General features: G+C 34.5%; 32 protein-coding genes and 2 tRNA genes. 20 read left to right on the top strand and 14 right to left on the bottom strand.

The features are described from left to right. Nucleotides 1-179 precede the first annotated feature (179 nt). A complete protein-coding gene (locus tag BW951_RS19925) occupies nucleotides 180-1,817 on the top strand; it encodes a serine hydrolase domain-containing protein (RefSeq protein WP_076396031.1) in 1,638 nt (545 codons plus the stop codon). 82 nt (nucleotides 1,818-1,899) lie between these two features. Here the strand turns inward: BW951_RS19925 and rimM are convergent, their stop codons facing one another. Together rimM and BW951_RS19935 are read right to left on the bottom strand one after the other, a co-directional pair. Next, nucleotides 1,900-2,442 (bottom strand): ribosome maturation factor RimM, encoded by a 543-nt coding sequence (rimM, locus tag BW951_RS19930; RefSeq protein WP_076396033.1) that lies wholly within the window; start codon nucleotides 2,440-2,442, stop codon nucleotides 1,900-1,902. Nucleotides 2,443-2,454: 12 nt separating this feature from the next. Further along, nucleotides 2,455-3,009 (bottom strand): 30S ribosomal protein S16, encoded by a 555-nt coding sequence (locus BW951_RS19935; protein ID WP_076396035.1) that lies wholly within the window; start codon nucleotides 3,007-3,009, stop codon nucleotides 2,455-2,457. Between the two features lie 116 nt (nucleotides 3,010-3,125). Between BW951_RS19935 and BW951_RS19940 the strand changes: the two genes are divergently transcribed. Next, nucleotides 3,126-4,628 (top strand): glycosyltransferase family protein, encoded by a 1,503-nt coding sequence (locus BW951_RS19940; protein WP_228427576.1) that lies wholly within the window; start codon nucleotides 3,126-3,128, stop codon nucleotides 4,626-4,628. A 2-nt stretch (nucleotides 4,629-4,630) separates the two neighbouring features. Here the strand turns inward: BW951_RS19940 and BW951_RS19945 are convergent, their stop codons facing one another. Together BW951_RS19945 and BW951_RS19950 are read right to left on the bottom strand one after the other, a co-directional pair. Further along, on the bottom strand, nucleotides 4,631-5,140 hold the full coding sequence (locus BW951_RS19945; protein ID WP_076396039.1) for a nitroreductase family protein: 510 nt from the start codon (nucleotides 5,138-5,140) through the stop codon (nucleotides 4,631-4,633). A gap of 250 nt (nucleotides 5,141-5,390) precedes the next feature. Continuing rightward, a complete protein-coding gene (locus BW951_RS19950; protein WP_076396041.1) occupies nucleotides 5,391-5,840 on the bottom strand; it encodes a GreA/GreB family elongation factor in 450 nt (149 codons plus the stop codon). A gap of 140 nt (nucleotides 5,841-5,980) precedes the next feature. Between BW951_RS19950 and BW951_RS19955 the strand changes: the two genes are divergently transcribed. Continuing rightward, a complete protein-coding gene (locus tag BW951_RS19955) occupies nucleotides 5,981-6,349 on the top strand; it encodes a DUF805 domain-containing protein (RefSeq protein WP_175608854.1) in 369 nt (122 codons plus the stop codon). Nucleotides 6,350-6,388: 39 nt separating this feature from the next. On the opposite strand, the gene BW951_RS19960 is transcribed toward BW951_RS19955, so the two are convergent. Next, the gene (locus BW951_RS19960) at nucleotides 6,389-6,922 is read right to left on the bottom strand and encodes an SRPBCC family protein (RefSeq protein ID WP_076396044.1); all 534 of its coding nucleotides are present in this window, start codon (nucleotides 6,920-6,922) and stop codon (nucleotides 6,389-6,391) included. 211 nt (nucleotides 6,923-7,133) lie between these two features. Here BW951_RS19960 and BW951_RS19965 point away from each other — a divergent pair, with 211 nt between their 5' ends. The 10 genes from BW951_RS19965 (at nucleotide 7,134) to BW951_RS20010 (ending at nucleotide 14,373) form a co-directional block, all read left to right on the top strand. After that, on the top strand, nucleotides 7,134-9,191 hold the full coding sequence (locus BW951_RS19965; RefSeq protein ID WP_076396045.1) for a M3 family metallopeptidase: 2,058 nt from the start codon (nucleotides 7,134-7,136) through the stop codon (nucleotides 9,189-9,191). Nucleotides 9,192-9,485: 294 nt separating this feature from the next. Further along, a complete protein-coding gene (locus BW951_RS19970; protein WP_076396047.1) occupies nucleotides 9,486-9,917 on the top strand; it encodes a hypothetical protein in 432 nt (143 codons plus the stop codon). 40 nt (nucleotides 9,918-9,957) lie between these two features. Beyond that, nucleotides 9,958-11,274, top strand: a complete 1,317-nt coding sequence (locus BW951_RS19975; protein ID WP_076396049.1) for a hypothetical protein — start codon at nucleotides 9,958-9,960, stop codon at nucleotides 11,272-11,274. 1 nt (nucleotide 11,275) lies between these two features. Continuing rightward, nucleotides 11,276-11,348 (top strand) — tRNA-OTHER (locus BW951_RS19980). A gap of 5 nt (nucleotides 11,349-11,353) precedes the next feature. Further along, nucleotides 11,354-11,426, top strand: a tRNA-Lys gene (locus tag BW951_RS19985). A gap of 192 nt (nucleotides 11,427-11,618) precedes the next feature. Then, a complete protein-coding gene (locus tag BW951_RS19990; RefSeq protein WP_139326220.1) occupies nucleotides 11,619-11,933 on the top strand; it encodes a hypothetical protein in 315 nt (104 codons plus the stop codon). Nucleotides 11,934-11,938: 5 nt separating this feature from the next. Continuing rightward, entirely contained in the window at nucleotides 11,939-12,322 is a 384-nt protein-coding gene (locus tag BW951_RS19995) for a tetratricopeptide repeat protein (RefSeq protein WP_139326221.1), read from the top strand. A 96-nt stretch (nucleotides 12,323-12,418) separates the two neighbouring features. Then, nucleotides 12,419-12,973: a hypothetical protein gene (locus BW951_RS20000; RefSeq protein ID WP_076396055.1), complete on the top strand. Its 555-nt coding sequence runs from the start codon at nucleotides 12,419-12,421 to the stop codon at nucleotides 12,971-12,973. A 19-nt stretch (nucleotides 12,974-12,992) separates the two neighbouring features. Next, nucleotides 12,993-13,658 carry a hypothetical protein gene (locus BW951_RS20005; protein ID WP_076396057.1) on the top strand — a complete coding sequence of 222 codons (666 nt, stop codon included), beginning with the start codon at nucleotides 12,993-12,995 and terminating at the stop codon, nucleotides 13,656-13,658. 109 nt (nucleotides 13,659-13,767) lie between these two features. Then, nucleotides 13,768-14,373: a hypothetical protein gene (locus tag BW951_RS20010; protein WP_076396059.1), complete on the top strand. Its 606-nt coding sequence runs from the start codon at nucleotides 13,768-13,770 to the stop codon at nucleotides 14,371-14,373. Between the two features lie 17 nt (nucleotides 14,374-14,390). On the opposite strand, the gene BW951_RS20015 is transcribed toward BW951_RS20010, so the two are convergent. Together BW951_RS20015 and BW951_RS20020 are read right to left on the bottom strand one after the other, a co-directional pair. Beyond that, the gene (locus tag BW951_RS20015; protein ID WP_076396061.1) at nucleotides 14,391-15,413 is read right to left on the bottom strand and encodes an NAD-dependent epimerase/dehydratase family protein; all 1,023 of its coding nucleotides are present in this window, start codon (nucleotides 15,411-15,413) and stop codon (nucleotides 14,391-14,393) included. A gap of 62 nt (nucleotides 15,414-15,475) precedes the next feature. After that, nucleotides 15,476-16,051 carry a Crp/Fnr family transcriptional regulator gene (locus BW951_RS20020; RefSeq protein WP_076396063.1) on the bottom strand — a complete coding sequence of 192 codons (576 nt, stop codon included), beginning with the start codon at nucleotides 16,049-16,051 and terminating at the stop codon, nucleotides 15,476-15,478. A gap of 90 nt (nucleotides 16,052-16,141) precedes the next feature. On the opposite strand from BW951_RS20020, the gene BW951_RS20025 reads away from it, so the two are divergent. The 4 genes from BW951_RS20025 to BW951_RS20040 all read left to right on the top strand — a co-directional run bounded on the left by BW951_RS20025 (nucleotide 16,142) and on the right by BW951_RS20040 (nucleotide 19,303). After that, nucleotides 16,142-16,657, top strand: a complete 516-nt coding sequence (locus BW951_RS20025) for a hypothetical protein (RefSeq protein ID WP_076396065.1) — start codon at nucleotides 16,142-16,144, stop codon at nucleotides 16,655-16,657. 191 nt (nucleotides 16,658-16,848) lie between these two features. Beyond that, the gene (gene tyrS, locus BW951_RS20030; RefSeq protein ID WP_076396067.1) at nucleotides 16,849-18,048 is read left to right on the top strand and encodes a tyrosine--tRNA ligase; all 1,200 of its coding nucleotides are present in this window, start codon (nucleotides 16,849-16,851) and stop codon (nucleotides 18,046-18,048) included. 63 nt (nucleotides 18,049-18,111) lie between these two features. Beyond that, a complete protein-coding gene (locus BW951_RS20035) occupies nucleotides 18,112-18,633 on the top strand; it encodes a 3'-5' exonuclease (protein WP_076396069.1) in 522 nt (173 codons plus the stop codon). Between the two features lie 7 nt (nucleotides 18,634-18,640). Next, nucleotides 18,641-19,303 carry a hypothetical protein gene (locus BW951_RS20040; RefSeq protein WP_076396071.1) on the top strand — a complete coding sequence of 221 codons (663 nt, stop codon included), beginning with the start codon at nucleotides 18,641-18,643 and terminating at the stop codon, nucleotides 19,301-19,303. A gap of 30 nt (nucleotides 19,304-19,333) precedes the next feature. Here BW951_RS20040 and BW951_RS20045 read toward each other — a convergent pair whose 3' ends face one another. From BW951_RS20045 to panD, 4 genes are all read right to left on the bottom strand, one after another. Next, on the bottom strand, nucleotides 19,334-20,008 hold the full coding sequence (locus tag BW951_RS20045; protein ID WP_076396073.1) for a TerD family protein: 675 nt from the start codon (nucleotides 20,006-20,008) through the stop codon (nucleotides 19,334-19,336). Nucleotides 20,009-20,010: 2 nt separating this feature from the next. Next, nucleotides 20,011-20,586: a TerD family protein gene (locus BW951_RS20050; protein ID WP_076396075.1), complete on the bottom strand. Its 576-nt coding sequence runs from the start codon at nucleotides 20,584-20,586 to the stop codon at nucleotides 20,011-20,013. 193 nt (nucleotides 20,587-20,779) lie between these two features. After that, a complete protein-coding gene (locus BW951_RS20055) occupies nucleotides 20,780-21,808 on the bottom strand; it encodes a lysylphosphatidylglycerol synthase transmembrane domain-containing protein (RefSeq protein ID WP_076396077.1) in 1,029 nt (342 codons plus the stop codon). A 4-nt stretch (nucleotides 21,809-21,812) separates the two neighbouring features. Continuing rightward, nucleotides 21,813-22,163, bottom strand: coding sequence for an aspartate 1-decarboxylase (gene panD / locus BW951_RS20060; RefSeq protein ID WP_055984500.1), 351 nt, complete (start codon nucleotides 22,161-22,163; stop codon nucleotides 21,813-21,815). 399 nt (nucleotides 22,164-22,562) lie between these two features. On the opposite strand from panD, the gene BW951_RS20065 reads away from it, so the two are divergent. Then, nucleotides 22,563-22,874, top strand: a complete 312-nt coding sequence (locus BW951_RS20065) for an HU family DNA-binding protein (protein ID WP_076396079.1) — start codon at nucleotides 22,563-22,565, stop codon at nucleotides 22,872-22,874. Between the two features lie 69 nt (nucleotides 22,875-22,943). On the opposite strand, the gene pdxH is transcribed toward BW951_RS20065, so the two are convergent. Then, on the bottom strand, nucleotides 22,944-23,588 hold the full coding sequence (pdxH, locus tag BW951_RS20070; protein WP_076396081.1) for a pyridoxamine 5'-phosphate oxidase: 645 nt from the start codon (nucleotides 23,586-23,588) through the stop codon (nucleotides 22,944-22,946). A 24-nt stretch (nucleotides 23,589-23,612) separates the two neighbouring features. On the opposite strand from pdxH, the gene BW951_RS20075 reads away from it, so the two are divergent. Both BW951_RS20075 and BW951_RS20080 read left to right on the top strand, forming a co-directional pair. Continuing rightward, nucleotides 23,613-24,161 carry a YqgE/AlgH family protein gene (locus tag BW951_RS20075; RefSeq protein ID WP_076396083.1) on the top strand — a complete coding sequence of 183 codons (549 nt, stop codon included), beginning with the start codon at nucleotides 23,613-23,615 and terminating at the stop codon, nucleotides 24,159-24,161. 110 nt (nucleotides 24,162-24,271) lie between these two features. Beyond that, the gene (locus tag BW951_RS20080; protein WP_076396085.1) at nucleotides 24,272-24,853 is read left to right on the top strand and encodes an N-acetylmuramoyl-L-alanine amidase family protein; all 582 of its coding nucleotides are present in this window, start codon (nucleotides 24,272-24,274) and stop codon (nucleotides 24,851-24,853) included. 89 nt (nucleotides 24,854-24,942) lie between these two features. Here the strand turns inward: BW951_RS20080 and BW951_RS20085 are convergent, their stop codons facing one another. Continuing rightward, complete coding sequence (locus tag BW951_RS20085) at nucleotides 24,943-25,752, bottom strand: aminotransferase class IV (protein WP_139326222.1); 810 nt, start codon at nucleotides 25,750-25,752, stop codon at nucleotides 24,943-24,945. Nucleotides 25,753-25,832: 80 nt separating this feature from the next. Then, nucleotides 25,833-26,219: an START-like domain-containing protein gene (locus tag BW951_RS20090; RefSeq protein WP_076396089.1), complete on the bottom strand. Its 387-nt coding sequence runs from the start codon at nucleotides 26,217-26,219 to the stop codon at nucleotides 25,833-25,835. Nucleotides 26,220-26,397: the final 178 nt, after the last annotated feature.

Genomic DNA, 26,397 nt, shown 5'->3' on the forward strand with positions numbered 1-26,397 from the left:
TTCCTCACAGATCGTACGGATTCTCACAGATGATTGTGTGTAATTCTTCTGTTTATCCTGGTCAAGGTTTAAAAACTTGATAAGGATAATGATATAATCTTCAGGAAAGCGGGAAAACGTTAATTCCGTTCTATTTTTTCAGAGAAACGATGTCTACTTTTGTGTAGATAAAATTTAAAATGAAAACAAGCCTTTTATTCGTTCTTATATTAATTAACAGCTTTTTCTTCGCCCAAAATATTGTTGAACCCGAAAAAATCGAAAATTCTGTTCAGAAAAATCATTTAAATAAAATTGTCTTTTTGGATAAAGTCATTCCTCTGGAAAATATAAAGGAAAGTGATTTCTTGAAAACGATGATATTTCAGGAAGACAAAAATTTCGACATCAGGATTTTTTTAGATAATTCTTTGGTTAATTATTTACATCAGCTAGATTCTTCTTTAACCGTTGATGAATTGCTTAAAAAAGGAAATTATCAATTCAGTTTCACTGTTGACGGAAAATTAATCTATACCGAAAATCTGAATACCGGAGCCGGAACTGCGGAAAGCAAAAAGACAAAAACAAGTTTCAGAATTCCATTTTTCAGTACAACAAATGAAGATTCGTGGGGAAGGTATTTGTGGATGAGATTTTATCTTGCCAATGGCGGAATTGATGCACTGGAGAAAGGAAATCATGTATTGAAAATTGAAATTAAAACTTATCTGAAAACCTCAACTCTCAAAGTAGGAAATGTGATTGCAGCAGGAGAAATTCAATTAACTGTTCCTCTAAAAAATGTTTCTGAAGATCAGATTGCCATCCAAAAAATAATGCCGAAAAGTGGCTGGAAAGTTTCTGAGGAGAAATTTAATCATGAAAAAATAAGAGCTTTAAATCAAAAAATCGCAGAAAACAGATTCCGAGATATTACAGGAATTGTTGTGATTAAAAATGAGAAACTGTTGTTGGAAGAATATTTTAACGGCTACAAAAGAGACAGCCTGAATGACACGCGTTCTGTAGGAAAATCATTTTCATCTGCATTGATGGGAATTGCAATAAAAGACGGCTACATAAAAAATGAAAATCAGAGTCTGAAAGAATTTTATGATTTGAAAGAATTCAACAATTATTCTCCCAAGAAAGACAGCATTACGATTAAAAGCTTACTGACGATGAGTTCGGGTTTTGACGGAAATGATCAGGATGAAGAATCTCCCGGAAATGAAGAAAATATGTATCCGACAGATAATTGGGTGAAATTCGTGCTCAATTTACCTATGCGTGAAAATGAAATCGGAAAAACATGGAATTATTTTACAGCCGGAGTTGTTCTTACGGGTGATATTTTAGACAGATCTGTTCCGAAAGGATTGGAACATTATGCCCAGAAAAAGCTTTTTCAACCTTTGGGAATTACAAAATACAAATGGCAATTTACGCCGCAGCAAAAACCTTCTTTAGCCGGCGGACTGAAAATGAATGCGCTGGATTTTGCAAAATTCGGACAGCTTTACAAAAATAACGGAATTTGGAATGGCAAATCGATTGTAGATAAAAACTGGATTAAAAAATCCTTTACCAATTACTTTACTGATAATAAAGATTTTGAAGGATATGGATATCTGTTCTGGAAAAAAGTATATAAAGTAGGAGGTAAAAATTTTGAGACCTACCAGTCCAACGGAAATGGGGGAAACAAAATTATCATTTTCACAGCGCTTCCTGTTGTTATAGTCATTACGGCTAAAGCTTACAATAAGCCTTATGCTCATTTACAGGCTGACAGAATGGTACAGGAATATTTATTACCCGCAGTTTGTGAGTAATGAGCAATAAAAATCTGGAGAAAATTTTGAAAATAACAGGCGAATTTGCTTCATCAGCTTATTTGCCTTTTTGCAATAACAGTTATTCGTCTTTCTTGGAAGGAACCAGAAAAACATCGATAAGACCTTCGGGAAGCTGCATTTTGATGAATCTTTCATCTCTGTTTACTTCTATGATCCAGTCTTTAATAATAGGGATTACCACTTCTTTTCCGTCGAGATTGGTAATAAAGTAAACCTGCGCTGTCTGATCGTTTACAGAGCGGATCACACCACAGTCATTATCATTTTCATCATGGATATTGTATCCGATGATTTCGTGATAATAAAATTGTTTTCCGGTAAGTTTCGGCAATGTAGACAACGGTAAATACACATCTTTTCCCAAAGACTGGTCTACCAAGGCTTCCGAAGAGTTTTTAAAAGCAATGTTAAGAGCATCATTTTTGCTCCATGCTGACTTTGCAATAAAAAAAGGAACCAATAATCCGTTGATTTCAACGAATATTGATTCCAGTTTATTGTAAAGCTCGGGCTGATCGGTATCCAGTTTAAGGATAACGTTTCCCGCAAGTCCGTGTCTGCGTGTGATTTTTCCTAGTAAATAGCAATCTTCTTTACGCATACCGGATTTTTCTTAAGCTTCAGTATTTTCTTCTGTAGATTCAGCAGCAGCTTCTCCTTCTGTAGTTTCTTCAGCAGGTGCGTTTGCAGCTTCTTCAGCAGCTTTAGCATCCGCTTCAGCCTGTGCAGCAGCAGCGATTCTAGCTTCGTTTACTTTAGCTTCAGCTTCTAAAGCAGCTTTTTTAGCATCCACTTTAGATTGAGTTAAACCGTCTACTTTACCTTGTACTTTTGCTTCTTTAGCATCTACCCAAGCATTGAATCTTTTTTCAGCTTCAGCTTCATCAAAAGCTCCTTTAGCAACACCACCTTGTAAGTGTTTTTTGTAAAGTGCCCCTTTGTAAGAAAGAATAGCTCTTGCAGTATCAGTTGGCTGAGCACCGTTGTTTAACCACTTCACAGCAGAATCAACGTTCAAATCGATAGTTGCAGGGTTTGTAATTGGGTTGTATGTTCCTAGTTTTTCGATGAATTTACCATCTCTTCTTGCTCTAGAATCTGCAACCACGATGTGGAAAAAAGGTCTTCCTTTAGATCCGTGTCTTTGTAATCTGATTTTTACTGACATAATGTTTGAATTTTACGGGAACTCGTCCCAGTTAAATATTTAAGAGTGCAAAGATAATATTTTTTTTCAAATATTCCACCTAATAATTTTCAATTCTTAAAACTGTTTATATATTTGTGATTAAAGTCTTCGAAATGAATGTCTGTAAAAACATTTATATTTATTTTTTCATCGCCTTTCTTTTCTTTTTCCAGGTTTTTTGTTCCCCATTAAACGTTTATGATGAAGGAATTGTTTTGGTTAATGCCAAAAGATTACTTCAGGGAGAAACGTATCTAAAAGATTTCTGGACTATTTATCCGAAAGGTCAATTCTGGATTTTCGAATCCTGGATGAAAATTTTTGGCGGAAATCTGCTTTCGGTAAGGTGTCTGGAATTTTTAATCGGAATATCATTTGGAAGTTTCTTCTATTTTATTGTCAGAAACCTTATTAAATCTTCGAAAACAGCAGCTTTTTCTTCTCTGATATTTTGCTATTATCTTAATTCCAAATCTGATTTCCTTTTTTTCCCTCCTATTTATACCGCATTAATCTGTATCAGTATATCATACTTGCTATTTTTCAGCTACTTAGACAAAAGAAAATCGTACATCCTGTTTTTGTCTTTTTTAGCTCTTCAGGTTACGGCACTATTCAGAATAGATTTTTTCGTATATTCCTTTATTTCTTATATTCTAATTCTTGCTGTATCCATATTTTTTGATAAAGAATTATTCCGGAAAATTTTATTATTCGCCGGAGTTAGCTTATTATTAGCGGCTTGTACATATTATGCAATATTTACTTCCCAGGAAATCAGTTTATATTTTCAGACTCTCATTGCTGAGCCCGGCTCTCTGATTAAACAATACAGGGTAATCCCAATAAAATCAACATATTACTTATATCCTTTATTATTCGTATTTGCTTTATTTACTGAATATAGAAAGATAACGGGATCCGAGAAGCAAAAGCCCAATTACAAACTGCTTGTCGTAATTTTTAGTGGATTTTTATTTTTAAATCAGCTGTTTAACAGAGCCGATACGATACATTCTTTGCCTGTATTATTTTTTGCATGCATCATAGGAATTTACTATATCCGTTCATTCTTTAAAAATTTACGTTTTACTCTACCAGAATGGATAAAATATACAACAGCTGTAATCCTTCTTTTTGTTTCTGTTAAAAAAATATATCGGCATAATACAAGGGATTATAATACCGTAAATCTTTTTACAATGCCTTATTTAAAAAGTGATAAAGATTTAACGGATGCTATCTTTTTTATTCAGAACAATGTAAAAAAGCAAGATTACCTTTATATTGGTGTTGACAATCATGATCAGTTTTTGATTAATCAACTGATTTTATACTATTTTTCTCCAGGAAAAATTGCAACAAAATACAGTGAGCTGCACCCCGGAATTGCCAATACTAAAACAGGGCAGCAGACAATAGTTGACGAATTTACTAAGAATAAACCTAAGTTCATCATTACAAGTGACGAAAAATCTACGGAGCCAAACAAAAGCAGTAAAGATATGGGACTTAATATTATAGACCGTTATATCGGGGAAAATTACCGCTCATATCCTTATCATAAATCTCATTATAAGATTTTCATTATCAAATAAAATTAGATCACTCCCATATACAGAAACCCTAAACACTTCTGGTTTTCTTCAATGGTTAAAGATTCTTTCAGATGGTCTACAATTTTCGGAGAACTCCAGTAACATCCGATATTATTTGCAGTACAGGTAAGATACATATTCTGAACCGCCATGGAAACCGCTGCGATTTCTTCCCATTCCGGAACCATTCCGCTGAAATTGACAACAATGGAGACTACGGTATCTGCTTTATTGATTTTAAAACCGATATCGTTGTATTTTTTTTCTAAAAAAAGTGTTTCGGGTTGGGTAGATTTGTAAATCGACTGCATTTCTAAAGCCAGTTTTGCTTTTTCTTCCCCTCTGAATATTTTGAACCGCCAAGGTTTTGTACGTTTATGATTGGGAGCCAAAGTTGCCGAATGTAAAATTTCGTCAAGAATTTCCTGTGAAATTTCTGTATCCGAATAATCTTTTGGAAATATACTTCTTCTTTGCTCTATGATTTCTTTTAAAACTTCTGCTTTATTCATGAGGGCAAAATTACGAAAAAGTTGATGGCTGATTATTGATGGCTGATAGTTTTTCCCTCTTTACATCAATAGATTTCCTGAACTCAGTTTTACTATTTTGCTAAAATTCTTCACACTTGGCTCCATTAAGAAAGAAAACGTAGTTTAACTGAAAAATTCATCATTCATCATTCATCATTCATCATTCATCATTCATCATTCATCATTCATAATTCATCATTCATCATTCATCATTCATAATTCATAATTATTAAATGACCTCAATAATTTTCTGATGAATTTTATTCAGTGTAAATTCATCGCCGGGTTTCATGCCCATCATTTTCTTTGCCATCGGACTTTCGGAAGAAATGGCATAGAACCGGTCGCCTTCAAAAAAGAATTCTCCCAAGGAAACCGAAATATAAAACCTTGCTTTATTCGTAATGACCAAAGATCCCAACTGAACTTTTTCGGTGGAATTATTCAGGACTTTAGCCATATTTCTTTTTAAATCGTTTAACGCTCCCAACTGACGCTGCATCTGGTAGATTTCTTCCTGCATCTCTTCTCTCATGCTGTCATATTTCGGAGTCTTTTTGATGTCGCGACTTGCTTCTAATGTAAATTCTATGAAGTTTTTTAATTTTTCGATCTTTTCGGCAATCACGTTTTTTACATAATTTCTTATGTTGTTTTTCTCAAATACGGTCTTCTCCATACATCAAATCTTTATATAAAGATAATATTTTTTCAATAATTCTTATTCGGCTTAACATAAAATAACAATTCCAAATATGGTGCTGAAATTTTAAAATAATTTCTACATTTGCTTTTAAACGAATAAAAACTAAAAATACCATGTTTAAAGCACCATTTTCTTTCGAGGGAAGAATCAGAAGAACAGAGTATGGACTATCCTATCTTATCTATTTAGTATTTTCTGTTCCCTTCAACCTTTATTTTAATATTAATAATAATGAAGAACCTTCAGGAGTTGTTCTTATTATCTTTTTACTATTGCTTATTCCTCTAGTGTGGTTTATGTTAGCACAAGGAGCAAAAAGATGTCACGACAGAGGAAATTCAGGATGGTTCCAAATCATTCCCTTTTATTCCCTTTGGATGTTATTTGCAGATAGCGACCATGGTCCGAATGAATACGGTCCCAACCCGAAAGGTGAAGGAAATTACAATTCAATTAATGAAATAGGTCAAAAAGAATATTAAATAAATAAGCCTTGCGAGTAATTTCACAAGGCTTTCTTTTTATTTTTCTACTAATCTCTTCAGATTATTCAGTCCTTCTTCGTAGGATTTTCCCATTTGGTAATCCATCATCGGCCGCATTATTTTCATCATCGGATCCTGCTCTGTATCCATCGTCCAGGTTACTTTTGTTCCATTTCCTTCTGGAGACAACGTGATTTCTGAGGTTGCCTGTCCTGCAAACGGTCTTTCAAAAATCATTTCTGTTTTCTGCTTTTGGTCTGTAACCAACTCTTTTATTTCCTGACATCCTGCTCCTGCATCATCATTTTTGCTGTCCCAGCAATACTTATCTCCAACCTGACCTTCGTTTCCGGAATACACAATTTTCATATTCGGATCCAGCTTCATCCACGGATTCCACTGATTAAAGGCTTTCATGGAACTGATCTGTTTCCAGACTTTCTCTTTCGGAGCATTCATCACCATCGATTTTTCGTAATGATAGTTTTTGCCGAATGCCACCATTGCGATTAAAGCATAAACAACAATTAATAGTAAAATGATACCAAGAATTTTTAAAAATTTTTTCATCGTTATTAAAATTTAGGGTTATAATTTTTATGATAAGGACACTTCAATTTGCTGTCAAAATTAATCAATCCGGCTTCATCTTAACTTTCCATATGACAAGATTATACAATAATATCAATTTTGTCACAACTTCCTTTCAGGCATCATTTTTGAGCTTTTTCGCTGTCGGTTCCGGAGAATCATTAAATTTACAACAATTAAAAATCAGAATATGAATATTTTAACAGAAAAATTTACCACACCATATCATTCAGCTCCATTTAATAAGATCAGAAACGAAGATTACCTTCCAGCTTTTAAAGATTTAATTCAGAAATCTGAAGAAGAAATTAACGCTATCGTTGATAATCAGGATGCCCCGACTTTCGAAAATGTAATTGAAGCATTGGCTTATTCCGGCGAACAGCTAGATGTGGTTTCCAATATATTTTTCAATTTAAATTCGGCAGAAACCAGCGATGAAATCCAAAAGATCGCACAGGAAGTTTCTCCGATTTTAACAGAATATTCTTCAAAAATTTCTCAAAACGAAGCCCTTTTCAGTAAAATTAAAAAAGTGTACGATGAAAAAGAGAAATATAACCTCAACGAAGAGCAGGAAATGCTTCTGAATGAAACGTACAAAGGTTTTGTGAGAAGCGGTGCTTTATTAAATGAAGAAGACAAAGAGAAATTAAAGAAAATCAGCATGGATTTGTCTTTAAAATCACTTCAGTTCGGGCAGAATGTGTTGGCTTCGACGAATAATTATTTTAAACATATCACCAATAAAGAAGATCTTGCGGGAATTCCGGAAGCTATTCTGGAGCAATATGCAGAAGAAGCCAAAGAAAGAAATCTGGAAGGATGGGTGGTTACGCTGCAACATCCAAGTTATATTCCGTTTATGACATATGCTGAAAACCGCGAATTGAGAAAGGAAATTGCTTTGGCAAATGGTAAAAAGTCTTTCGACGGCGGAGAATTTGATAATCAGAATTTAATTAAAGAACTCCTTTCTTTAAAACAGCAAAAAGCTGAATTATTAGGCTATAAAAACTACGCAGATTATGTTCTGGAGGAAAGAATGGCAAAATCTCCGACAAAAGTTATCGATTTTCTGAACGAACTTTTAACCAAAGCAAAACCTTATGCCGATAAAGAAATTGAAGAGTTGAAATCTTTGGCAAAAGCAGACGGAATTGAAGAAATGCAAGGTTATGACCACGCTTTTTATGCTGAAAAACTCCGTAAAGCAAAATATGATCTTAATGATGAAGAATTAAAGCCTTATTTCCCTTTAAATCAGGTTCAGGATGCGGTTTTCGGATTGGCAGAACAACTTTTCGGATTAACTTTTGAGGAAAGAAACGACATCCCGAAATATCATGAAGAGGTAAAGGTTTATGAGGTATTTGAAACAGGGAGCGGGAAGATGGAAGATGGAAGCAACCATTCTGAAAAAACTTTCAAAGCGCTGCTTTATGTAGATTATTTCCCTCGAAAAGGCAAAAGAGCGGGAGCCTGGATGACGAGCTATAAAAATCAATACAAAAAAGACGGCGAAAATTCCCGTCCGCATATTTCTATCGTTTGCAATTTCAGCAAACCGACGAAGGATACTCCAAGTTTACTCACGTTTCAGGAAGTAACAACTTTGTTCCATGAATTTGGTCACGCCCTTCACGGAATGCTTGCCGATACGCAATACCCTACTCTTTCGGGAACTTCCGTAAAATGGGATTTCGTGGAGCTGCCTTCTCAATTCCTTGAAAATTTCTGCTACGAACCGGAATTCTTAAAAACGTTCGCAAAACATTACAAAACAGGAGAAGTTTTGCCGGATGAAAAAATTGAGAAAATAGCACAGTCAAAAAACTTTATGGAGGGTTACCAGACTTTGAGACAGCTTGGTTTCGGATTATTGGATATGAATTACCATACTAAAGTCGGAGAGTTGGAGAATAAGAGTGTGAAGGAATTTGAGGATGAATATACAAAAGCAACACAGTTATATCCTGCGAATCCTGAAACGGCGATGAGTCCGAGTTTTTCACATATTTTTCAGGGTGGATATTCTGCGGGATATTATTCTTATAAATGGGCGGAAGTTCTGGATGCAGATGCGTTTCAATATTTCAAGGAAAACGAAATTTTCAATGCTGAAATTGCTGCAAAATATAAAGTTCTTCTTTCTTCCGGCGGTACAAAAGATCCAATGGAACTGTACAAGAATTTCAGAGGAAGCGAACCGAAAGTGGAAAGTTTGCTGAAGAGGGCGTTTGGATAAAAACATTTATAAAACCATTAAGTTATTGAGCTTAATGGTTTTATTTTAAAAATCCGTGATGAAATTTTCAGCTATTCTTTAATTATAATCTGAAACGCAAAGCTTTATATTCAGAGCTAAATATTTAAGTAAAGCAAAGTGAGGCAGATTTCATCTGCTATGAAGCACACGTTTCATCATCTGCACATAACGAAAATATGCTTGTTATCTTTCATCTTAAAAATTGTTTTTACTTTGCATAGAATTAAAATTTATATTTGAGAATCCGCTTTAAACCAATTCGAAATTAAAACCATGGAATTAATTAAAGACATTGTCTGTCAGGTTTATTTTGACGGAAAATCAACCGAAAAAATTTTTGAACTGTTAAATCTTTATCTACCTAAATACGAACCGTTGAATTTAGATTATACTTCCAGAATGGATAGCGAAGAAGGCTTCAGCAGCAATAAAGAAATGATTGATTATTTTGTAAATACAGATCATGTTGCCCAAACATTTTACTGGAATCAATACATTGACAATCCTGATAGAATTTTGTTTGGCGTTAATATAACTGATGATAATAAAACTGTCTTCAGTTTAACTATTGACGGAACCATTAAATTAGCTGAAATTTATTTAAATGATTTAAAACAAAGGCTGAATTCTGATATCGGAGTTATTACTTTTTTTAATCCTGCAGAGTATGAGAATGGGCTTGATTTTAAAATGAAGTATGAATAATTTTCACAGTTTATTATTAGATTTGAAATAAAAAGTGACAATGTATAATATCAAAGATCTTTACAAAACCTTAGAAGAACGACGACGTCCGGAAGATGTTGCGGAAATGATTGTTGAACTTATGAAAGATCAACTTTCAACTCATGAAAATCAAATTCTGGAAAAAGCAGCAAAAGGATCTCTGAATAGAAATCTGTATGGCTATACTTCAATGTTGGAAAGTTTTGGAACTACAGTTGGTGCAGAAGTCCAAATTAATAAAGCCATAGAAGTCTTTAAGATTGAAACTCAAGAAACTGACAAATTTGGTAGTAAGACAGAAGATATTGAAGATTTTTTAAATAAGACTTCTCCGCTCATTTTTAAATCTGTTGGTCAGAATAATTTTAAGACAGACAGACTGAACAAGATTCAAAGAAAAGAAATAGGTCTGGATATTTCTAAACGAAATTACAATAAAAAATGGCGTCTCCTAAAAAGAATCGAAAAGAAATTAAAAACATTAATTCAGGAAACTAAAAAGCTTGAATTTCAAAAAATTTCAAAACACGGACTAGGTCACACGATAAATTTTGAGGATTTTCAATCTGATCTAAATACTGCCTGTTTTATCGCCTATTATAATGCACGCTGCAATATGAGAAGTGTATTTACCAATCAAAGTCAGGAAAGACCATTTGATGAAATTTGCGAAGTTTTATTCGGGAGATGTAAAGAAAATCCTGAAAATACAAATTGGTGGGCAATTTCTCATATTTACACAGGCGATATAACTTTAAATTATTTAAATGACGAACAAAAGGGAAAACTTTTTGGAAAATGGACATCTATTATTCAGGAAATCTCCGGTTTTTTAGAAGTTCTATGGAATAATAACGATATCAATCGCCAGACAATGGCTGTAAAATGCGGCAATGATTCTACAACCTGGAACAATACCGCCGGAGCATGGAATAAAGCGAGAGACAATTGGATGAATATTATTTATGCAATGGGAATGGATTTTATCCTTGAAGACATTTGCTTTGGAAAAGTCATGAGATTAATGGCTGCAGATGTTGTTGCGTGGCATTATGCAACAGGCAGTAAGATTGATCCTAATACAGAGGTTTGGATTAAGATCCCTCTACCTTGGGAAGTTTTTCAGGAAAAAGCATTTTGCAATAAAAAATTAATTACAGATATTTGCAGAGAAGCAGGAATAGATCCGGAAAAATCAGGATGGATCGCACCAAGAGAACATTCTGTTGCGAAATTTAAACCGACACCCGAACTTGTACACGGTGTAACGGTTTCAAATCCATTTATGGCAACGATTCTAAGAAAGAACAAATTTTTCTCAGGAAAAAATAAATAAAGACAGGTTAATTCAGTGGTAGAATATCCGGCTCTTCTTCCGGATTGACGTAGGTTCGAGCCCTACATCTGTCTTGGTATCTGATATAGCTCAGCGGCAGAGTACCCGGCTCTTCACCCGGGAGGACACAGGTTCGAGCCCTGTTATCAGAACAAAAATTATATTCAATGAATCCTTTACTTTGTTTAAAGGGTCTATTTTTTTAAAGAACACATTTTAATCGCCTTAGTGTATTCTTAATGAAAATAAAATTTACACTTTTCGTCGCCCTGTTATTTTCTTTCGCTTTACAATCCCAAAGAAGAAATGATTTTCCGTATTCTGATAAAATCCCGAATTGTGACATGATTAAAAATGGAACTTTTTCCAGATATAGCCAAGATAATCGGTTTAAAGTGAAATTTTCTGACAATAAAATGACAGAAATCTATGGGAAAAATACCGTTACGATAGAAAGTAATATAAAAATGCTGAGTAAATGTAAACTTCAAGCGGAAATAAAAAATATAAAAACAAAATATAAAATGCCGGACAGCTTATTTTATGTTGGTAAGAAAACGGAATATGAAGTGGTAGAAACAGGAAAAAACTATATTATTTATGATTATCGGTGCAATGAAGGCAAAAACATTTGTTCGGAAATTTTAGAAAAAAAATAAAAATCATGAATAACACAACCCACAGACTCCAAAACGTAAAAAAACTCCAGGCAAAAAGATGGGAAAATGAAGATCATTGGGATGCAATTAACGATCTTTTAATCAAAGAGCTGGATGAAATTTTAGCACTTGAACCGGAAAATACTTCCGCTTTAATTAATACCGGTGCGATCTATTCTGATATGGGAGAAGACGAGCAGGCTTTAAAATATCTTCATAAAGCGTTGAATTTGGGTTCGGCGGATAAAAATCTGTTCGTCAATCTTGCAATTGTGATGACTTATATGGGAAAGCATCCTGAAGAATATCATGAATTTTTGGAAATTGCGGAAGACAAAACAGAAGATCCGCTTACTTTTAAAGCTCATTTTGATCCTCAGTCCCGTTGATAATTTTATCTAAAATAATGATTCGGTTTACTAATCAATTCCCAATTTTTCTGTAATTTCAGCATTTTTAAAAAACATAAATAATAACCATCTCCTATGAAGAAAACAATTATTTCAGCATTCTTTATTATCATTTTTTCAGCCCTTAAAGCACAGATTCCTACTGTAAAACCTTCGACTGTAGGTCTGGAGAAAAATTATCAAAACTTCAGCTCAAAAAAAGAAACGGTTGTTCAAAAAGAAATTATAAAGCTGGGTGATTTTAAAGACCTTCATTTTCAGAAAATTGTTCTTAAAGATTTGTCGGATGATTCTTCTCTGAGCGTTTTGGGCATCATGACACTTTCCGAAACTTTCGACAACATTTCCAGAAAGACTATTACTCTGGAAAAAGATGAAGTCGAAAAACTCATTAATGCGCTTGAAAAAATTCAGCAGAACTCATCTTCCAAACCTGAAAACGACACCAAATACAAATACACCACCAAAAGCAATATCGAAACAGGAAGCAACTACCATGCAGATGTAAAAACATGGGAATATTATCTGAAATTGCCTGCTACATTCTACAGCCAGAATGAAATACAGTTTTCCCAAAACGGACTTGCCGAACTGATAAAATTCCTTAAAACGGCACATCAGAAACTTTAAAAACAAAAACAAGATAACTATGTTTACTTTCCTTAAAAGAAAAAAGCCTGAAGTTACCATCAATTCTATTTCTATCCCAACTTTCGGCTGGGAAATCGTTGAACAAAATGACGCTCAGATCGTCTGGGTAAATCCTGAACAAAGCGCCTTGATTTCTCTGTACTTTTTCAACATTCCGCCAGATTTACCGACTGTTAAGAATATTGATGAATTAAGAAATTTTCACAGGCACTCAGTTTCTGCTTCCGGTGGAGGCATTGTTGAGGTATCAACATTTAACCTTCATAATATTCCGAGTGTAAAGACTATTTTTAAAATCCCTCAACCTGAACAAGGGATGAGCTATCTTGCATCCGTTACTATTCCTTTTGAAAACTGCAGTTTTGTAATTAAAACCCAAGCTGTTGAAGTCGGAACAACAGGGATGAGAGATAATCTGGTACTAAATAGATTTCTCCAAAACGGCGAAGTTACATTCGATGATAATGGACTGAAAAACTGGTTTGAAGATCCCTACGATCCTTTCTTTAAAGAGGGCGCTCTTATGAATAAATCCGAAACAGAGGAGTATGACAATGATTTTCCCCATCATCCGCTTTCCATAGTTCGCAGCATGATTAAAAAAGCCATCGAAGAAGTGATTTTAAAGGATGAACTAAAACGGCTGACTGCTTTCAGTAAATAATAAATCATCGGCAGAGTGTATGAAATAATACCACTCTGCTTTTTTTATGTAAAATTTTTCACTACCTTAGTTATGAAATTTGCTGAAAAATAAAGCAATACATCAGATTATGGCAGAAAAACTTTATTTCATCAAAACAAATCCTGTTGCCGCAAAGATCAATCTGTACAACAAACTCTGCCGCGAAGAAGAAACTGCGCTTCAGTTTTTAAAAAAAGATCAGAAAACAAGTTTTGAGCTTATTAAAAAGAAAGTTCAGGAGAATGCAGAAAGTCTCGGTAAAGAAGAAGTGGAAGATATTTTCAATTGGTTTGCATCAAAATACAGCTCCGATCCGGAAGAGATGAAGACTCAGCTTTTCGTTCATGGCTTAGATATTTTTTATGAAATAACAGATTCTTTACATGTTGAAAAGTTTAACCAAATTCTTTCAGATTATGAAAAATATTCAATGCAACATTTAGGGTATAAATGCAAAGCGGAAGATTTCAACCGTTTTCTGATCTATGGAATATTTTTTACAGGATTAGTACATCAGAAAAATGAAAATTACCTGTCGGATTATTTACAATTAAATCATAAAGATCTGTATTCTTTTGCTGAACAGAAATTTCAGATAAAAAATAAAGATTTTTCCCACGAAAACAGCTTTCCTGACTTTGAAAAGCTATATGACTGCACCAAGTTTTATAAAGGTTTAATTTTCAGACTTTAAAATAGAAAGAGGCTTTTTCAGGCCTCTCTTATTATGAACTCCATGTTTTTCATTAGATAATCCAGTGCTTCTTTTACTGCTGTCTCAGGATTTTTCGGTACAAAGCCCAATTCATTTCTTGCCTTTGAAATATCAAAATTCTGCTGTAATCCGGAAAACATAGAAATATCCTTTCGCGTCAGAACCGGAGCTTTTCCTTTCAGTATTGCCGAAAATTCCATGATTCCCGCAATCAGCTTAAGGACAAATTTCGGGACCGACTGAGGAATTTTCAGGCTCAGTTCCGGATACAGTCTTTTTGCCAGAGCTGTTGTATCTGTGATCGTCATACATTCTTCATTTGCCAGAATATATCTTTCACCTGAACGTCCTTTATGTGCAGCAAGATAACATCCTTCCGCCACATCTTTCACATCAATCCAATTAAGCGTAATTTTTGTATCAACAGGAATTTCTTTATTCAGGATTAATTTTAAGATACCGTAAGAAACATTCAGCGGGAGAAAAGCTTCCCCTCCGATCATCGCGGAAGGCATTACGGAAACCAGTTCTATTCCAAACTTTGCAGCCAGTTCAAAAGCCAGCTTTTCACCGTCATTTTTAGAATTATAATACATATCCCGACGATCCGGATTATAACCATAGCTTTCTTTTGTCGGAAGTCTGGTATAATTCAGAGCAGCAATTGAACTTACGTAGACAATTTTTTTCACTCCCGCTTCAGCCGCTGCTTCAATCGTATTTCTTGTACCCTTCAGATTGACGTCATAAATTTCTTTTTTCGGATCTTTTGCCCAAAGTTTAAATGCGGCTCCAACGGCATAAAAAGTTTCCACTCCCTGTAAAGCCTTTACGAAAGATGCTTTATCTGTAATATCTGCCTGAACAACTTCGCAGTTTAATCCTTCAAAGCACTTTTTTTGAGATGTATTTCTTACCGTCGCCCGTACAGGAATTTCTTTTTGCAGTAACAATCTAACCAGATTATTCCCCAAATGTCCATTGGCTCCGGAAACCAGACTTCGTTTTTCTTGTATCATTTTTCATTATATTTTGATGATACAAAGTTCCCTGTCCTGATTCCAAAAGCACTTGACTTTTGTTAGTTAATCAGTTTTCTGCGGATTCTGCTGAGACTTTCGGGCTTCATTCCGAGAAAAGAAGCAATATACTGAACAGGAACAAACTGAATTATTTCCGGATAATTTTTCAGCAATTGAAGATACCGCTGTTCTGCATTTAATGTTGAAAGTTCTTTTGAACGGTTTTCGTTGTAAGTAATCGACTGATGGAAAACAGAAATACTGAAATCTTTCATTGCAGAACTTTTCAGCGTAAGCCTTTCCAGATTTTCCTTTGTAATTCTTAATAATTTACAATCTGTAATACATTCTACATTTTCATCCGATTTTGTCTGATTGATAAAGTGAAAGTATGAGGTAAAAAATCCGGGAGGACAATTGATATGGGTGGTTATTTCGTTTCCTTTTTCATCAGTATGAAACAATCTCAGATATCCGGAAACAATATAATACAGATGCTCCGGAACACTACCCTTTTCTTCAATAATCGCATTTTTCGGATATTCTACAGGCTCGAAACAGTCTTTAATCAGCGCGATTTCGTCAGTGTTGAAATGATGAAAAGACTGAAGATGCTGTATAAGTTTGCCGTGCATGATAAAAATGAATGAGAAACACAAATTTAATGAAAATCAAAAGATATTTTGTTTCAAACTATTCTCTAAATTTACAAATTGCAAAGTACCATGAGAAATAACCAAAAAATAATCCAATCGGATGAATTGGATATGCTTTTAATCCTTCTTCCTGCCGGATGGAGTGAATTTCTGCTTTATATTGATGGAAGAAAATTTAATTATTTAATCACCCATGCTTTTAATAATCCCTTTTCTGAAATCATGTATGCTGTTCTGGATTTGATACAAGACAAACAGGAAACTGAATTTATCTGGTACAACGAACCGGGAGGATGTAAATTTGAAATAAAACGAATAAAGGATAAACAGCATAAAGCCATTATTTCTATATATTATTTTGAAGAATCTTACGGAGGACAGTTGAATTTTAAACTGGAAACTCAGTTCGAAGTTAAAATAAAACAATTTGTTTTGCTTTGTTACCTTCAACTGAAAAAGACTTATTTACTGCTTAATGATAAAGAGTTTTCAGAGAAAAGAAGCGGTTCCTTTCTTGTACAGAATTTCCATGACTTTGAAAGAAAAGTTGAAGATTTTCTGAAGAAAAAACAAATGATCTTTTAATAAAATTCTATATTTGCATTCATGAAGCACTTAAATAACCTATTGCGTCTTCCTTTTTTCAGTAATTATTATTACCCGGATAACCGTTCGGGAAGACTTCTATAACCATATTCAGTAGAAATTTAATCTAAAAATATCATAGAACCCGGACAGTTTTTGTTCGGGTTTTTTCATGCTTAAAAATTAAAAATATGATCAGAAAATTAAAAGAAAATGTAGAAATCATTCTGCCGGAAAACGGACTGGAAGAGAAAATTCAGCAAGCCGAAAAAGAAAACAGAAAGTTAATCATCAAACTTGGGTTTGATCCCACTGCTCCGGATCTGCATCTGGGACATGCAGTTGTTTTGAAAAAACTGAGACAGTTTCAGGATCTGGGACACCAGATTGTAATCATTGTCGGAAGTTTTACCGCAAGAATTGGCGATCCTACAGGAAAAAACAAGGCGAGAAAACCTTTAACTGCTGAAGAAGTTCATCATAATGCGGAAACGTACATCAGTCAGCTCTCCAAAGTGATTGATGTGGAAAAAACAAAAATTGTCTTTAATTCGGAATGGCTGGATGCGCTGAATTTTTCGAAAGTGATCCAACTGATGTCGAAAGTGACGGTTGCGCAACTGATGCACAGAAATGATTTCAGTAAAAGATTTTCAGAAAATACTCCGATTGCAATACATGAACTAATGTATCCTGTTTTGCAGGGATTTGATTCTGTACAGATTAATTGTGACATTGAAATGGGCGGAACCGACCAGCTTTTTAACTGTACGATGGGACGACAATTACAGGAAAGTCACGGAAAATCTCCGCAGATTGTGATGTGTATGCCTTTGCTAAAAGGTTTGGATGGAAAAGAAAAAATGAGCAAATCCCTGAATAACATCATCGGATTAACCGACGAGCCGAATGAAATGTTCGGGAAAACGATGTCGATTCCGGATTCTTTAATTGATGAATTTATTGAGCTTACCACTGATTTTTCTCCCGAAGAGAAGAAAAGTTTAATGCAAAATATCTTAAACGGTGAAAATCCAATGAATATTAAAAAGCTGATCGCTAAAAATATCATCACACAATATCATGATGCAGAATCGGCTGAAAGTGCAGAGTTGTTTTTTATGAATCAGTTCCAGAGTAAAAATTTTGAAGAAAAAGTTTTTGAACCGGTTTTGATGGATTCGCTCCATCATGTTCAGCATAAAATGACTTTAACAGAATTATGCCATCAACTGAAAAGTAACGAAAGTAAATCTTTCATCCGAAGAATGATTGAAAATGGCGGAATTCAGATCAACAATATAAAAATAACAGATCCGAATGCAGAAATTAAATTAGAGAAAGGAATAAAAATTAAGATCGGCAAAAGAAGTTTTTTTGAACTTTTGTAAATATTTAATTTCCGAAGGCAATTTTCTATATATTCGTTTCTTTAAAATTTAAAATACAATTGCATGAGTTATATTATGGTCGATATAGAATCAGACGGACCGATTCCCGGAGATTTTTCAATGATCTGTTTCGGAGCCGTTTTAGTGGATGAAAATCTGGAAACCATCTTTTACGGAAAACTGAAACCTGTTTCAGAGAAATTCAATCCGGATGCATTGGCAGTTTCCGGTTTCACGCGGGAAGAAACAACGAATTTTGATGATCCCGAAGAAGTGATGCTGAAATTTGAAGAATGGATTAAAGAAAATTCTAAAGGAAGACCTGTTTTCATTAGTGATAACAACGGCTTCGACTGGATGTTTATCTGTTGGTATTTTCATCATTTCATCGGGAGAAATCCATTCGGTTTTTCCTCCAGAAGACTTGCGGATCTGTATTGTGGACTAGAAAAAGACACTTTTGCCCAGTGGAAACATTTACGAAAAACAGAACACACCCATCATCCGGTTGATGATGCACGAGGAAATGCAGAAGTTTTGCTGTATATGAAAAAGGAAATGGGACTGAAAATCGGATTGAAATAGAAAGTTTATGAAATCGGAATTAACACAAATAATTAAAAGTAAAGACTTTAACGATTTAATATCAGATGTAAATGAAACAATTTTAGACTCAATTCTTGATGATAGTCTACTTAAAGATATTCCAATTTTCGGTTTACTTTTTAAGGGTAAAAATTTAATCTCTACTATTCAAGACAAATTTTTCATAAAGAAACTTTTTACATTTCTAAAGCAGTTAGAACAAACATCAGCTGAAGACAGAAAAAGAGAAACAGAGAAAATTGATAACGATCCAAATTACAGAACAAAAGTCGGTGAGAAGTTACTGTTTATAATTAATGAAGCTGATGATTCTGAAAAAGCAGAATATATTGGAAAATTGTATAAAGAATTTATAAATAAGAATCTATATTATGATGATTTTATAAGAGCTGTAAATTGTATTAATAAAACTAACATTATAGATTTAAATCATTTTATTAATGAAAGATCCTTAAAACATATTTTAGAAAATCTTTATGAAAATTATATTTTTACAGGATTGATAACTCAAAAATATTATGATGCTCTAGAAAGAGCTTACAAAAATAGTTTAATTCCGTATGAAAAAAGTGGAATTAAGTATCAGGAATCTCACATTGGCAAGAAAATAAGAAATTTATTAAATGAGAGTTTAAATAAAATTCTTTAAGAAAAAAGTATGCATTTTCAGCATACTTTTTTACTTATAGGTGTAAGGAACAAGAACCTCAATAAAATTATCCGTCCGGTGCGGTTCTCCGATAGCGCGGAATTTCCAGTCGCCGTTGTGTCGGTAAACTTCTGCAAAAACCATAGAACACATTCCGTTCATACCTGCATCGCCGGAAAGACTGAATTTTGTAATTTCTCTTCCTCTTGCATCTACCGCGCGGATAAATGCATTTTCTATCATTCCGAAATGCTGCCTGTTAAACAATCCCTGATAAATTGAAACCACGAAAACGATTTTCTGATAACGTTCATCCAACTGATCCAGCAACACAATAATCTGTTCGTCGTCGCCATCTCCGGCTCCGGTTCTGTTATCTCCGGTGAGCCATATTTTTCCGCTCGGATGCCGCATCGCATTAAAGTAGATAACATCACTTTTATACAAAGCGATCTCTCTTCCGTTTCTTCCGGGAACCGTCATTCCGAGATCCGCCACTTTTCCGTTTTTATCTAAAAGAAAAGCGATGGCATCAAGATCATATTCCGGACCGTCGCTGATCCCGAACAGACGGTTGAAAAAATTTCCGGATCTTCGAACATCCCAACCCAGACCTATGGTTACAGAGGAAAGATCATACGCATCTTCTCCATGTTCATTTTTGCGGAGGTTAATCGTCTGACCTTTTTGTAAGTTGATTGCCATATCTATTTAATGATTTGTCCTTTGTAATATTTTTCAAGGAAAAAGCCCAGATCTGCTCTGTAGCCGATTCCTGAAGCTTCAAACTTCCAGCTTCCGCCACGTTTGTACAGTCTCCCGAATTCTATTCCGGTTTCGATGGAGAAGTCTTCGTCCAGTTCATATTTGGCAATTTCCATATTCGTGTTATTGTCTACAATTCTGATGTACGAATTTCTCACCTGTCCGAAATTCTGCTTTCTCCTTTCAAAATCTTCGATGGTAACGACAAAGAGAATTTCCTGCACTCTTTCATCTACTTTTTCAAGATCAATAATGATGGATTCATCATCATCTCCGTCGCTGTTTTTTCCGCTCGGATCATCACCTGTATGCGTGAGTGCGCCATCGGGCGAACTCAGGTTATTATAAAAAACAAAATATTCTTCACTCACCAGTTTTCGTTCCGCATCGATCATAATTGCGGAGGCATCAAGGTCAAAATCATATCCCATTCCTTCATTCGGATCCCATCCGAGACCGATGGTCATTTTTGTAAATCCAAGATCAATTCTTTGCCCTTTCTGTAAATTAATTGCCATAATAATGCTATGTGTTTTATGTATTGTTTATCGAAGTTATGGCGGTTTTAGGAAATTTCCAAAATATTTTGTGACAAAAAATTATGTAAATTGCAAAACATAAAATTTTGAAATTCAGTAAAATTAAGAGCTGAAAAAATCCGATCGCTATGACCGGATTTTATATTTTCAAAAGATTTAATTAAAAGATAAATTATTCTGTAAATTCTTTTTCTGCAACAATATTATTTCTTGCTTTTGCCAGCATCGGAATTGAGATTAATCCCATGACCAACATGATGCAGATCTGCAAAGGCAATGAAATGAAAGAATACGTTAAACCAACCTCTGCTCCAAGCTCACCGCTTTTCCCCATGGATATAAATAAAGCCATAAAACCATATTTCATTGCGAGATTAAAAGCTCCGATTCCTCCACTTGCGGGGATAATCATTCCGAATGTTCCCACTACAAGAATTAGAAATCCGTCATCAAAAGTGAAGTCGGAAGTTTCCGGCAACGCAAAACAGACCAAATAGGCGGCAAAATAATAGGAAACCCAGATTCCTAAAGTATAAAGAATGAATTTTCCTTTTTGCTTTAATTTGAATACAGATGTTAAACCGTCGAGTATTCCGTCTATAAATTTGATAATCTTATCTAAAACAGGAACATTGGCGAGTCTTTTTTTGAACATAAAAAATAAAACCGCACCCAGCAATAAAATTCCTATGATGAAAAAGATTTTATTCGGATTGAAATCGGCTCCCGAACTTTCATAAACCGATGAGACTACATCTCCTTTAAAGATCAAAGTCAATCCTAAAAAGCAAAGCATACAGACTAAGTCTACTACTCTTTCCAGAATAATTGTCCCGAAAGACTGGTCTACCGGAATTCTTTCCACTCCGTACAAAGCAGTTGCTCTTGCTACTTCTCCACTTCTTGGAATTGTTAGGTTCATAAGATATCCAAAAGAAATCGACCAGAGAGAATTGGAGTTTGAAATATGGTGTCCCATCGGTTCCAGCATCAGATTCCAGCGGATTGCTCTGAACCAGTATGCTGCAATCCCAAAACAGGCAGCAAATAAAACCCACCAGTAATTTGCTTTTGCTAAAGATTTCTGGATCACTTTAAAATCTAGTCCCTTTAAAGCAAACCATAAAAAAAAGCCTGCAAAAGCAAGCGAGATCACTATTGTAAGAATGGATTTCAGAGGATTTTTTGATTTTTTCTCCATCCGGTTACGTCAAAAGGTTTGTTTTTTCGTCGGGGAAAACAATTTTCGGCTGGAAAGTCTGCGCTTCTTCCGGAGTCATCTGTGCATAAGCAATGATAATAATGATATCATCTCTCTGTACTTTTCTTGCAGCAGGACCATTAAGGCAAACCTCTCCTGATTTTCTTTTTCCTTTGATCACGTAAGTGTCGAAACGCTCTCCGTTATTCACATTCACGATATAAACCCTTTCTCCCACTACCAAACCAGCCGCTTCAATAAGGTCTTCATCTATCGTAATACTTCCAATATAATTAAGGTCAGAAGCCGTAACTCTCACCCTGTGAATCTTAGACTTAAAAACTTCTATTAACATGGTGCAAATTTATTAATAATAATTTACAAAACCGCCTTTTAAAATGAATTTAAAACTCGCAGAAACCCAGAGCTTTAATTTTATTAAACATAATTTTTGAAGATTTTATTTACAGAATCTACAAACATATCATGAAAACTATCAATAGTTACTATAAAATTTAGGATTTAATAAATGTAAAAAATAATATTACAATTTCACTAAAGTCAATACACATAAGCATTTGGCATGATTTTAGTAACGTACAACGTAGATTTTTCGTGAAAAGCTGAATTATGATATTTTAACCATTTTCACTTAAAATCAAAAATATTAATTATTTTTTTGCAAAAAAATTGCACATTTAGAAAATAGTATTATATTTGCTATTATTACGAACTAACTTTAATATTAAAAATTATGAACAAGTCTGAATTAATCGACGCAATCGCAAAAGATGCCGGCATCACTAAAGTTGCAGCTAAAGCTGCTTTAGAATCATTTATCTCTAACGTTACTACTACTTTAAAGAAGAAAGACGGGAAAGTTTCTTTAGTAGGGTTTGGAACATTTTCAGTAGCTGAAAGAGCTGCAAGACAAGGTATCAACCCTGCGACTAAAAAGCCAATCAACATCGAAGCTAAAACTGTTGCTAAATTCAAAGCTGGTGCAGATCTTTCTGCTGCTGTTGCTTCAGCTAACGCTCCTGCTCCAAGTAAAAAGAAAAAATAATCATTCAGATTAAAGAAAAAATAAGACCTCATCGTTTGATGAGGTTTTTTTATTGATCTGTTTTGAGATTTAAGGAGCCAATCTTGCAATTTTCCAATCGAGACCATCAACCAATTCATATACAATTCTATCATGAAGCCGGTTGGGTCTTCCCTGCCAAAATTCTATCTCATAAGGTTTGGCGATATACCCACCCCAGTTTTCAGGTCTTGGAACTTCTGTATTTTCGTATTTTTCTTCCAGCTCTTTAAGTTTCTTTTCCAAAAATTCACGGTTCGGAATTTCGTGACTTTGCGGAGAAACCACAGCTCCCAACTGACTTCCCTTCGGTCTGGAATGAAAATATCCGTCACTCAGGTTTTCTGCAATACGTTCCAGATCTGCTTTAATAATGATCTGCTTTTCCAGATTTGGCCAAAAAAAATGGAGACAGGCTTTGTGCGTTCTTTCTATAGATTTTCCTTTTCTGCTGTCGTAATTGGTATAAAAAATAAATCCTTCATAGGTATATGCTTTTAAGAGTACCATTCTTGTACGCGGACAACCATCTTCTTCCACAGTAGAAACCGCCATAGCATTGGCTTCAGAGATGTTCGGATTTTCACTGGCTTCCAGAAACCAGTCGCGAAACTGCTCAATGGGATTTTGTTTTATCTCACTTTCAATAAGTTGGGATTTCTCGTACACTTTTCTTTTATCGTGCAGGTTTTCCATAAATATTTTTTATTAAATTTGAGTATGAATTACTCTTACAAAGGTAAAATATTAATTTCCACACCGGACATTTCCGGCGATATTTTTTCCAGATCTGTTGTTTTGATTATTGAACATAATGAGAACGGTGCATTTGGTTTAATATTAAATAAAAAAAACAGCCAGATGAGTAGTAAATTCAAAGATATTTTTGATTTTAAAATCGAAGTTTATGATGGTGGTCCTGTGGAAAACGACAAGGTTTTCTTCATCGTAAAAGGAAAAAAAGTAACCGAAATTTATTCCGAAATTACCCCCGAATTTTATCTTACCGAAGATATTGAAAACATCATCAGTTCTGTTCTGAATGGTGAGCTGGACATCAATAACGTGAAAATATTTTCCGGCTATTCCGGATGGACGGCTTTGCAGCTTGATGGCGAAATCCAGAGAAAACTTTGGACGGTAGTAGATGTTTATAACCTTGATTATACTTTGCCCAACGATCAGACGCTTTGGAAATCGATCATGCAGAATCTGGGCGGAGAATATCTTTTATGGGCAAATTCCCCTGAAGACATTTCTTTGAATTAACGGAAAAGGATTTATTAACATTGCGTTAATATTTAACAAACTTTAAGAAAACGTTAAGCAATTTTAAGCAAAGAAATTCCGTTATTTGTTAAACCAAAAACCTCTGTGATATGAAAGGAACAAAACTACTTGTAATATCCGTTTTTTCCACTGCATTTCTATCTTTCACTCCCGTTGATAAAAAACTGATCATTGTTGATGCAGGACACGGCGGAAATGATATGGGAGCCAACAGATACGGAATTTATGAAAAGGATATTGTTCTGAACATCGGAAAAGAGATTCAAAAATTCAATAATTCTCAGGATGAATACGAGGTAATTTTAACGAGAGATAACGATACGTACAGTCAGTTATCAGACAGAACAACTCTTATCAATAAGCTGAATCCTGAAATGGTTATCTCACTTCACGTAAACAGCAGTCCGAAGCCTCAATCTACTGAACAGGGAGCTGAACTCTACACGCAGAATACCGAGGGTTCAAAAAAGCTTGCTGACCGGATTTCAAAGAAATTCAACACGTTAAAAATTGAAGAGAAAAATCTTCATATTTTAAGAGAATCTAAAGCTCCGACCGTTTTAATGGAACTCGGATATATCAATAATACAAAAGACAGGGAATATCTGACCAGCGAGAAAGGTCAGAAAGAAATTGCTCAGAAATTTTCTGAAATTTTCAGAGAATACTAAATAAAGATACAAATTCTGATTCATTCAGAATAAAACCCGGTAAAGGACTTTCGGAACTTTGTTGTTTACCGGGTTTGTCAATTTTCATATTAAAAACTTTCTTTCCAGCTTTTAATCAGTTCAGAAAACTTGTGATTTCCGAAAGTTTTATTTCTTATTTTCCCCACAGAAAATATCCCTTTTTCATCTGAAATCAGTAAAATTTCTTCGGCTTTCTGAGACTCAAACGCGATGATCTCGTGTTCCTGTATGTCTGCAAGATTATTTTTATGCAAAAACGTTACAAAATTTTCCATAAGCGGCGAAATGTAAGCTCCTTCCGTCTGTTTCGGGATTTTGATCACATCGCCTTCCAAAAACAAAAGATTCCCGAAAGTTGTACGCGCAATTCTTTTATTCGGGTTTAAAAGGATAACGTCATCAAGGTCATTTTCCTGTGCGTAAATCCCTCCGTAAATATTTTCCGGGCTGTGAACCCTTATGTTGCTTAAAAGGTTGTTATTAACGTTTATTTCCTTAATCAGATCCAGTTCAAGATTTCTTTTGTGCAACGATAGTACATCTTCAGTCTCGGTAATCTCATAAAAATAGGAAACTGAGGATTTAGACAAAGTAATTCCGTCTGAATTTCTGAAAACCTGAAAATTTATGATTGCATTCTGAATATTTTTCCCTTCAATAACTTCTTTCTGAAATAATGTCTGAAAAAATTCAAGTGTGTAGGTTAATGGAATATTCAGCCTCATTTTTCTCATGGAAGCCATCAGGAAGAAATAGCATTCTTCATCCATGATTAATTTTCCGTTTCTTATAAAAAAAGAAACCTTCACTGCATCGCCCAAAAGAAAGGCTCTGTTCTTCACGTTGATTTCGTCTGATGTAAAATATTGATTTTCCAATGTAATCTGATTTGTTTATAAAAAAATAATGAACGATAAATCGTTCATCAGTTTTATTATTCGGCATTGCCTACATTTATTTAGGCAGCTCCTAATTTAATTCTAAGATTTTCGATAAGATTTTCCCAATACATTGCATTTTCTTCCTCATCGCCTTCTTCGCAGAAATCTGTAATATTAAGAGACAGGTCTTCTGTAATATCATCAATGGTGATCGTCATTTCAAAGAAATTTTTGGTTCCTTCGTCTTCCTCCCATCTGAAACGCACAAAACCTTCAGGCTTATATCTGATTAAAGTAGCCTTCTCAGAAGGACCTCCACCCCAACTGAAAAAGAAATCATCACCTTTCTCTGTTACCTCATCTGCAAACCATTCAGACAACCCCTCTGCAGTTGCCAGATATTCGTACAATATCTCTGATAAACAATGCATTGGAAATTCGTAATGGACTTTATGTTTAGCCATATAATCTTTGTTTTAATCGTCCCGCAATATATAAATTAATTTTTTTATTACACAAAAATGTGTTTATTTTTTTACATAATCTTCATGATATTTGTCAGAGATTTTTAAATAGGTGTTTAATTATTCTTTTAACATAATACTTCTGTTTTGTGGTATCAAAAAAACTCTTCGGATGAAG

This window comes from Chryseobacterium gambrini, from assembly GCF_900156825.1.
GTDB lineage: Bacteria > Bacteroidota > Bacteroidia > Flavobacteriales > Weeksellaceae > Chryseobacterium > Chryseobacterium gambrini.

Coding starts and splice junctions, on each gene's coding strand:
- BW951_RS20080 (WP_076396085.1), top strand. CDS start 24,272: ATGAAAGGAACAAAACTACTTGTAATATCCGTTTTTTCCACTGCATTT.
- panD (WP_055984500.1), bottom strand. CDS start 22,163: ATGTTAATAGAAGTTTTTAAGTCTAAGATTCACAGGGTGAGAGTTACG.
- BW951_RS19970 (WP_076396047.1), top strand. CDS start 9,486: ATGGAATTAATTAAAGACATTGTCTGTCAGGTTTATTTTGACGGAAAA.
- BW951_RS20010 (WP_076396059.1), top strand. CDS start 13,768: ATGGCAGAAAAACTTTATTTCATCAAAACAAATCCTGTTGCCGCAAAG.
- BW951_RS19965 (WP_076396045.1), top strand. CDS start 7,134: ATGAATATTTTAACAGAAAAATTTACCACACCATATCATTCAGCTCCA.
- BW951_RS20075 (WP_076396083.1), top strand. CDS start 23,613: ATGAATTACTCTTACAAAGGTAAAATATTAATTTCCACACCGGACATT.
- BW951_RS19935 (WP_076396035.1), bottom strand. CDS start 3,009: ATGTCAGTAAAAATCAGATTACAAAGACACGGATCTAAAGGAAGACCT.
- pdxH (WP_076396081.1), bottom strand. CDS start 23,588: ATGGAAAACCTGCACGATAAAAGAAAAGTGTACGAGAAATCCCAACTT.
- BW951_RS19960 (WP_076396044.1), bottom strand. CDS start 6,922: ATGAAAAAATTTTTAAAAATTCTTGGTATCATTTTACTATTAATTGTT.
- BW951_RS20045 (WP_076396073.1), bottom strand. CDS start 20,008: ATGGCAATCAACTTACAAAAAGGTCAGACGATTAACCTCCGCAAAAAT.
- BW951_RS20090 (WP_076396089.1), bottom strand. CDS start 26,219: ATGGCTAAACATAAAGTCCATTACGAATTTCCAATGCATTGTTTATCA.
- BW951_RS19975 (WP_076396049.1), top strand. CDS start 9,958: ATGTATAATATCAAAGATCTTTACAAAACCTTAGAAGAACGACGACGT.
- BW951_RS20020 (WP_076396063.1), bottom strand. CDS start 16,051: ATGCACGGCAAACTTATACAGCATCTTCAGTCTTTTCATCATTTCAAC.
- BW951_RS20005 (WP_076396057.1), top strand. CDS start 12,993: ATGTTTACTTTCCTTAAAAGAAAAAAGCCTGAAGTTACCATCAATTCT.
- BW951_RS19925 (WP_076396031.1), top strand. CDS start 180: ATGAAAACAAGCCTTTTATTCGTTCTTATATTAATTAACAGCTTTTTC.
- BW951_RS20055 (WP_076396077.1), bottom strand. CDS start 21,808: ATGGAGAAAAAATCAAAAAATCCTCTGAAATCCATTCTTACAATAGTG.
- BW951_RS20065 (WP_076396079.1), top strand. CDS start 22,563: ATGAACAAGTCTGAATTAATCGACGCAATCGCAAAAGATGCCGGCATC.
- BW951_RS20035 (WP_076396069.1), top strand. CDS start 18,112: ATGAGTTATATTATGGTCGATATAGAATCAGACGGACCGATTCCCGGA.
- BW951_RS19945 (WP_076396039.1), bottom strand. CDS start 5,140: ATGAATAAAGCAGAAGTTTTAAAAGAAATCATAGAGCAAAGAAGAAGT.
- BW951_RS20050 (WP_076396075.1), bottom strand. CDS start 20,586: ATGGCAATTAATTTACAGAAAGGGCAAAGAATTGATCTTGGATTTACA.
- BW951_RS20015 (WP_076396061.1), bottom strand. CDS start 15,413: ATGATACAAGAAAAACGAAGTCTGGTTTCCGGAGCCAATGGACATTTG.
- BW951_RS19950 (WP_076396041.1), bottom strand. CDS start 5,840: ATGGAGAAGACCGTATTTGAGAAAAACAACATAAGAAATTATGTAAAA.
- rimM (WP_076396033.1), bottom strand. CDS start 2,442: ATGCGTAAAGAAGATTGCTATTTACTAGGAAAAATCACACGCAGACAC.
- BW951_RS20040 (WP_076396071.1), top strand. CDS start 18,641: ATGAAATCGGAATTAACACAAATAATTAAAAGTAAAGACTTTAACGAT.
- BW951_RS20025 (WP_076396065.1), top strand. CDS start 16,142: ATGAGAAATAACCAAAAAATAATCCAATCGGATGAATTGGATATGCTT.
- BW951_RS19990 (WP_139326220.1), top strand. CDS start 11,619: ATGATTAAAAATGGAACTTTTTCCAGATATAGCCAAGATAATCGGTTT.
- BW951_RS20000 (WP_076396055.1), top strand. CDS start 12,419: ATGAAGAAAACAATTATTTCAGCATTCTTTATTATCATTTTTTCAGCC.
- tyrS (WP_076396067.1), top strand. CDS start 16,849: ATGATCAGAAAATTAAAAGAAAATGTAGAAATCATTCTGCCGGAAAAC.
- BW951_RS19995 (WP_139326221.1), top strand. CDS start 11,939: ATGAATAACACAACCCACAGACTCCAAAACGTAAAAAAACTCCAGGCA.
- BW951_RS19955 (WP_175608854.1), top strand. CDS start 5,981: ATGTTTAAAGCACCATTTTCTTTCGAGGGAAGAATCAGAAGAACAGAG.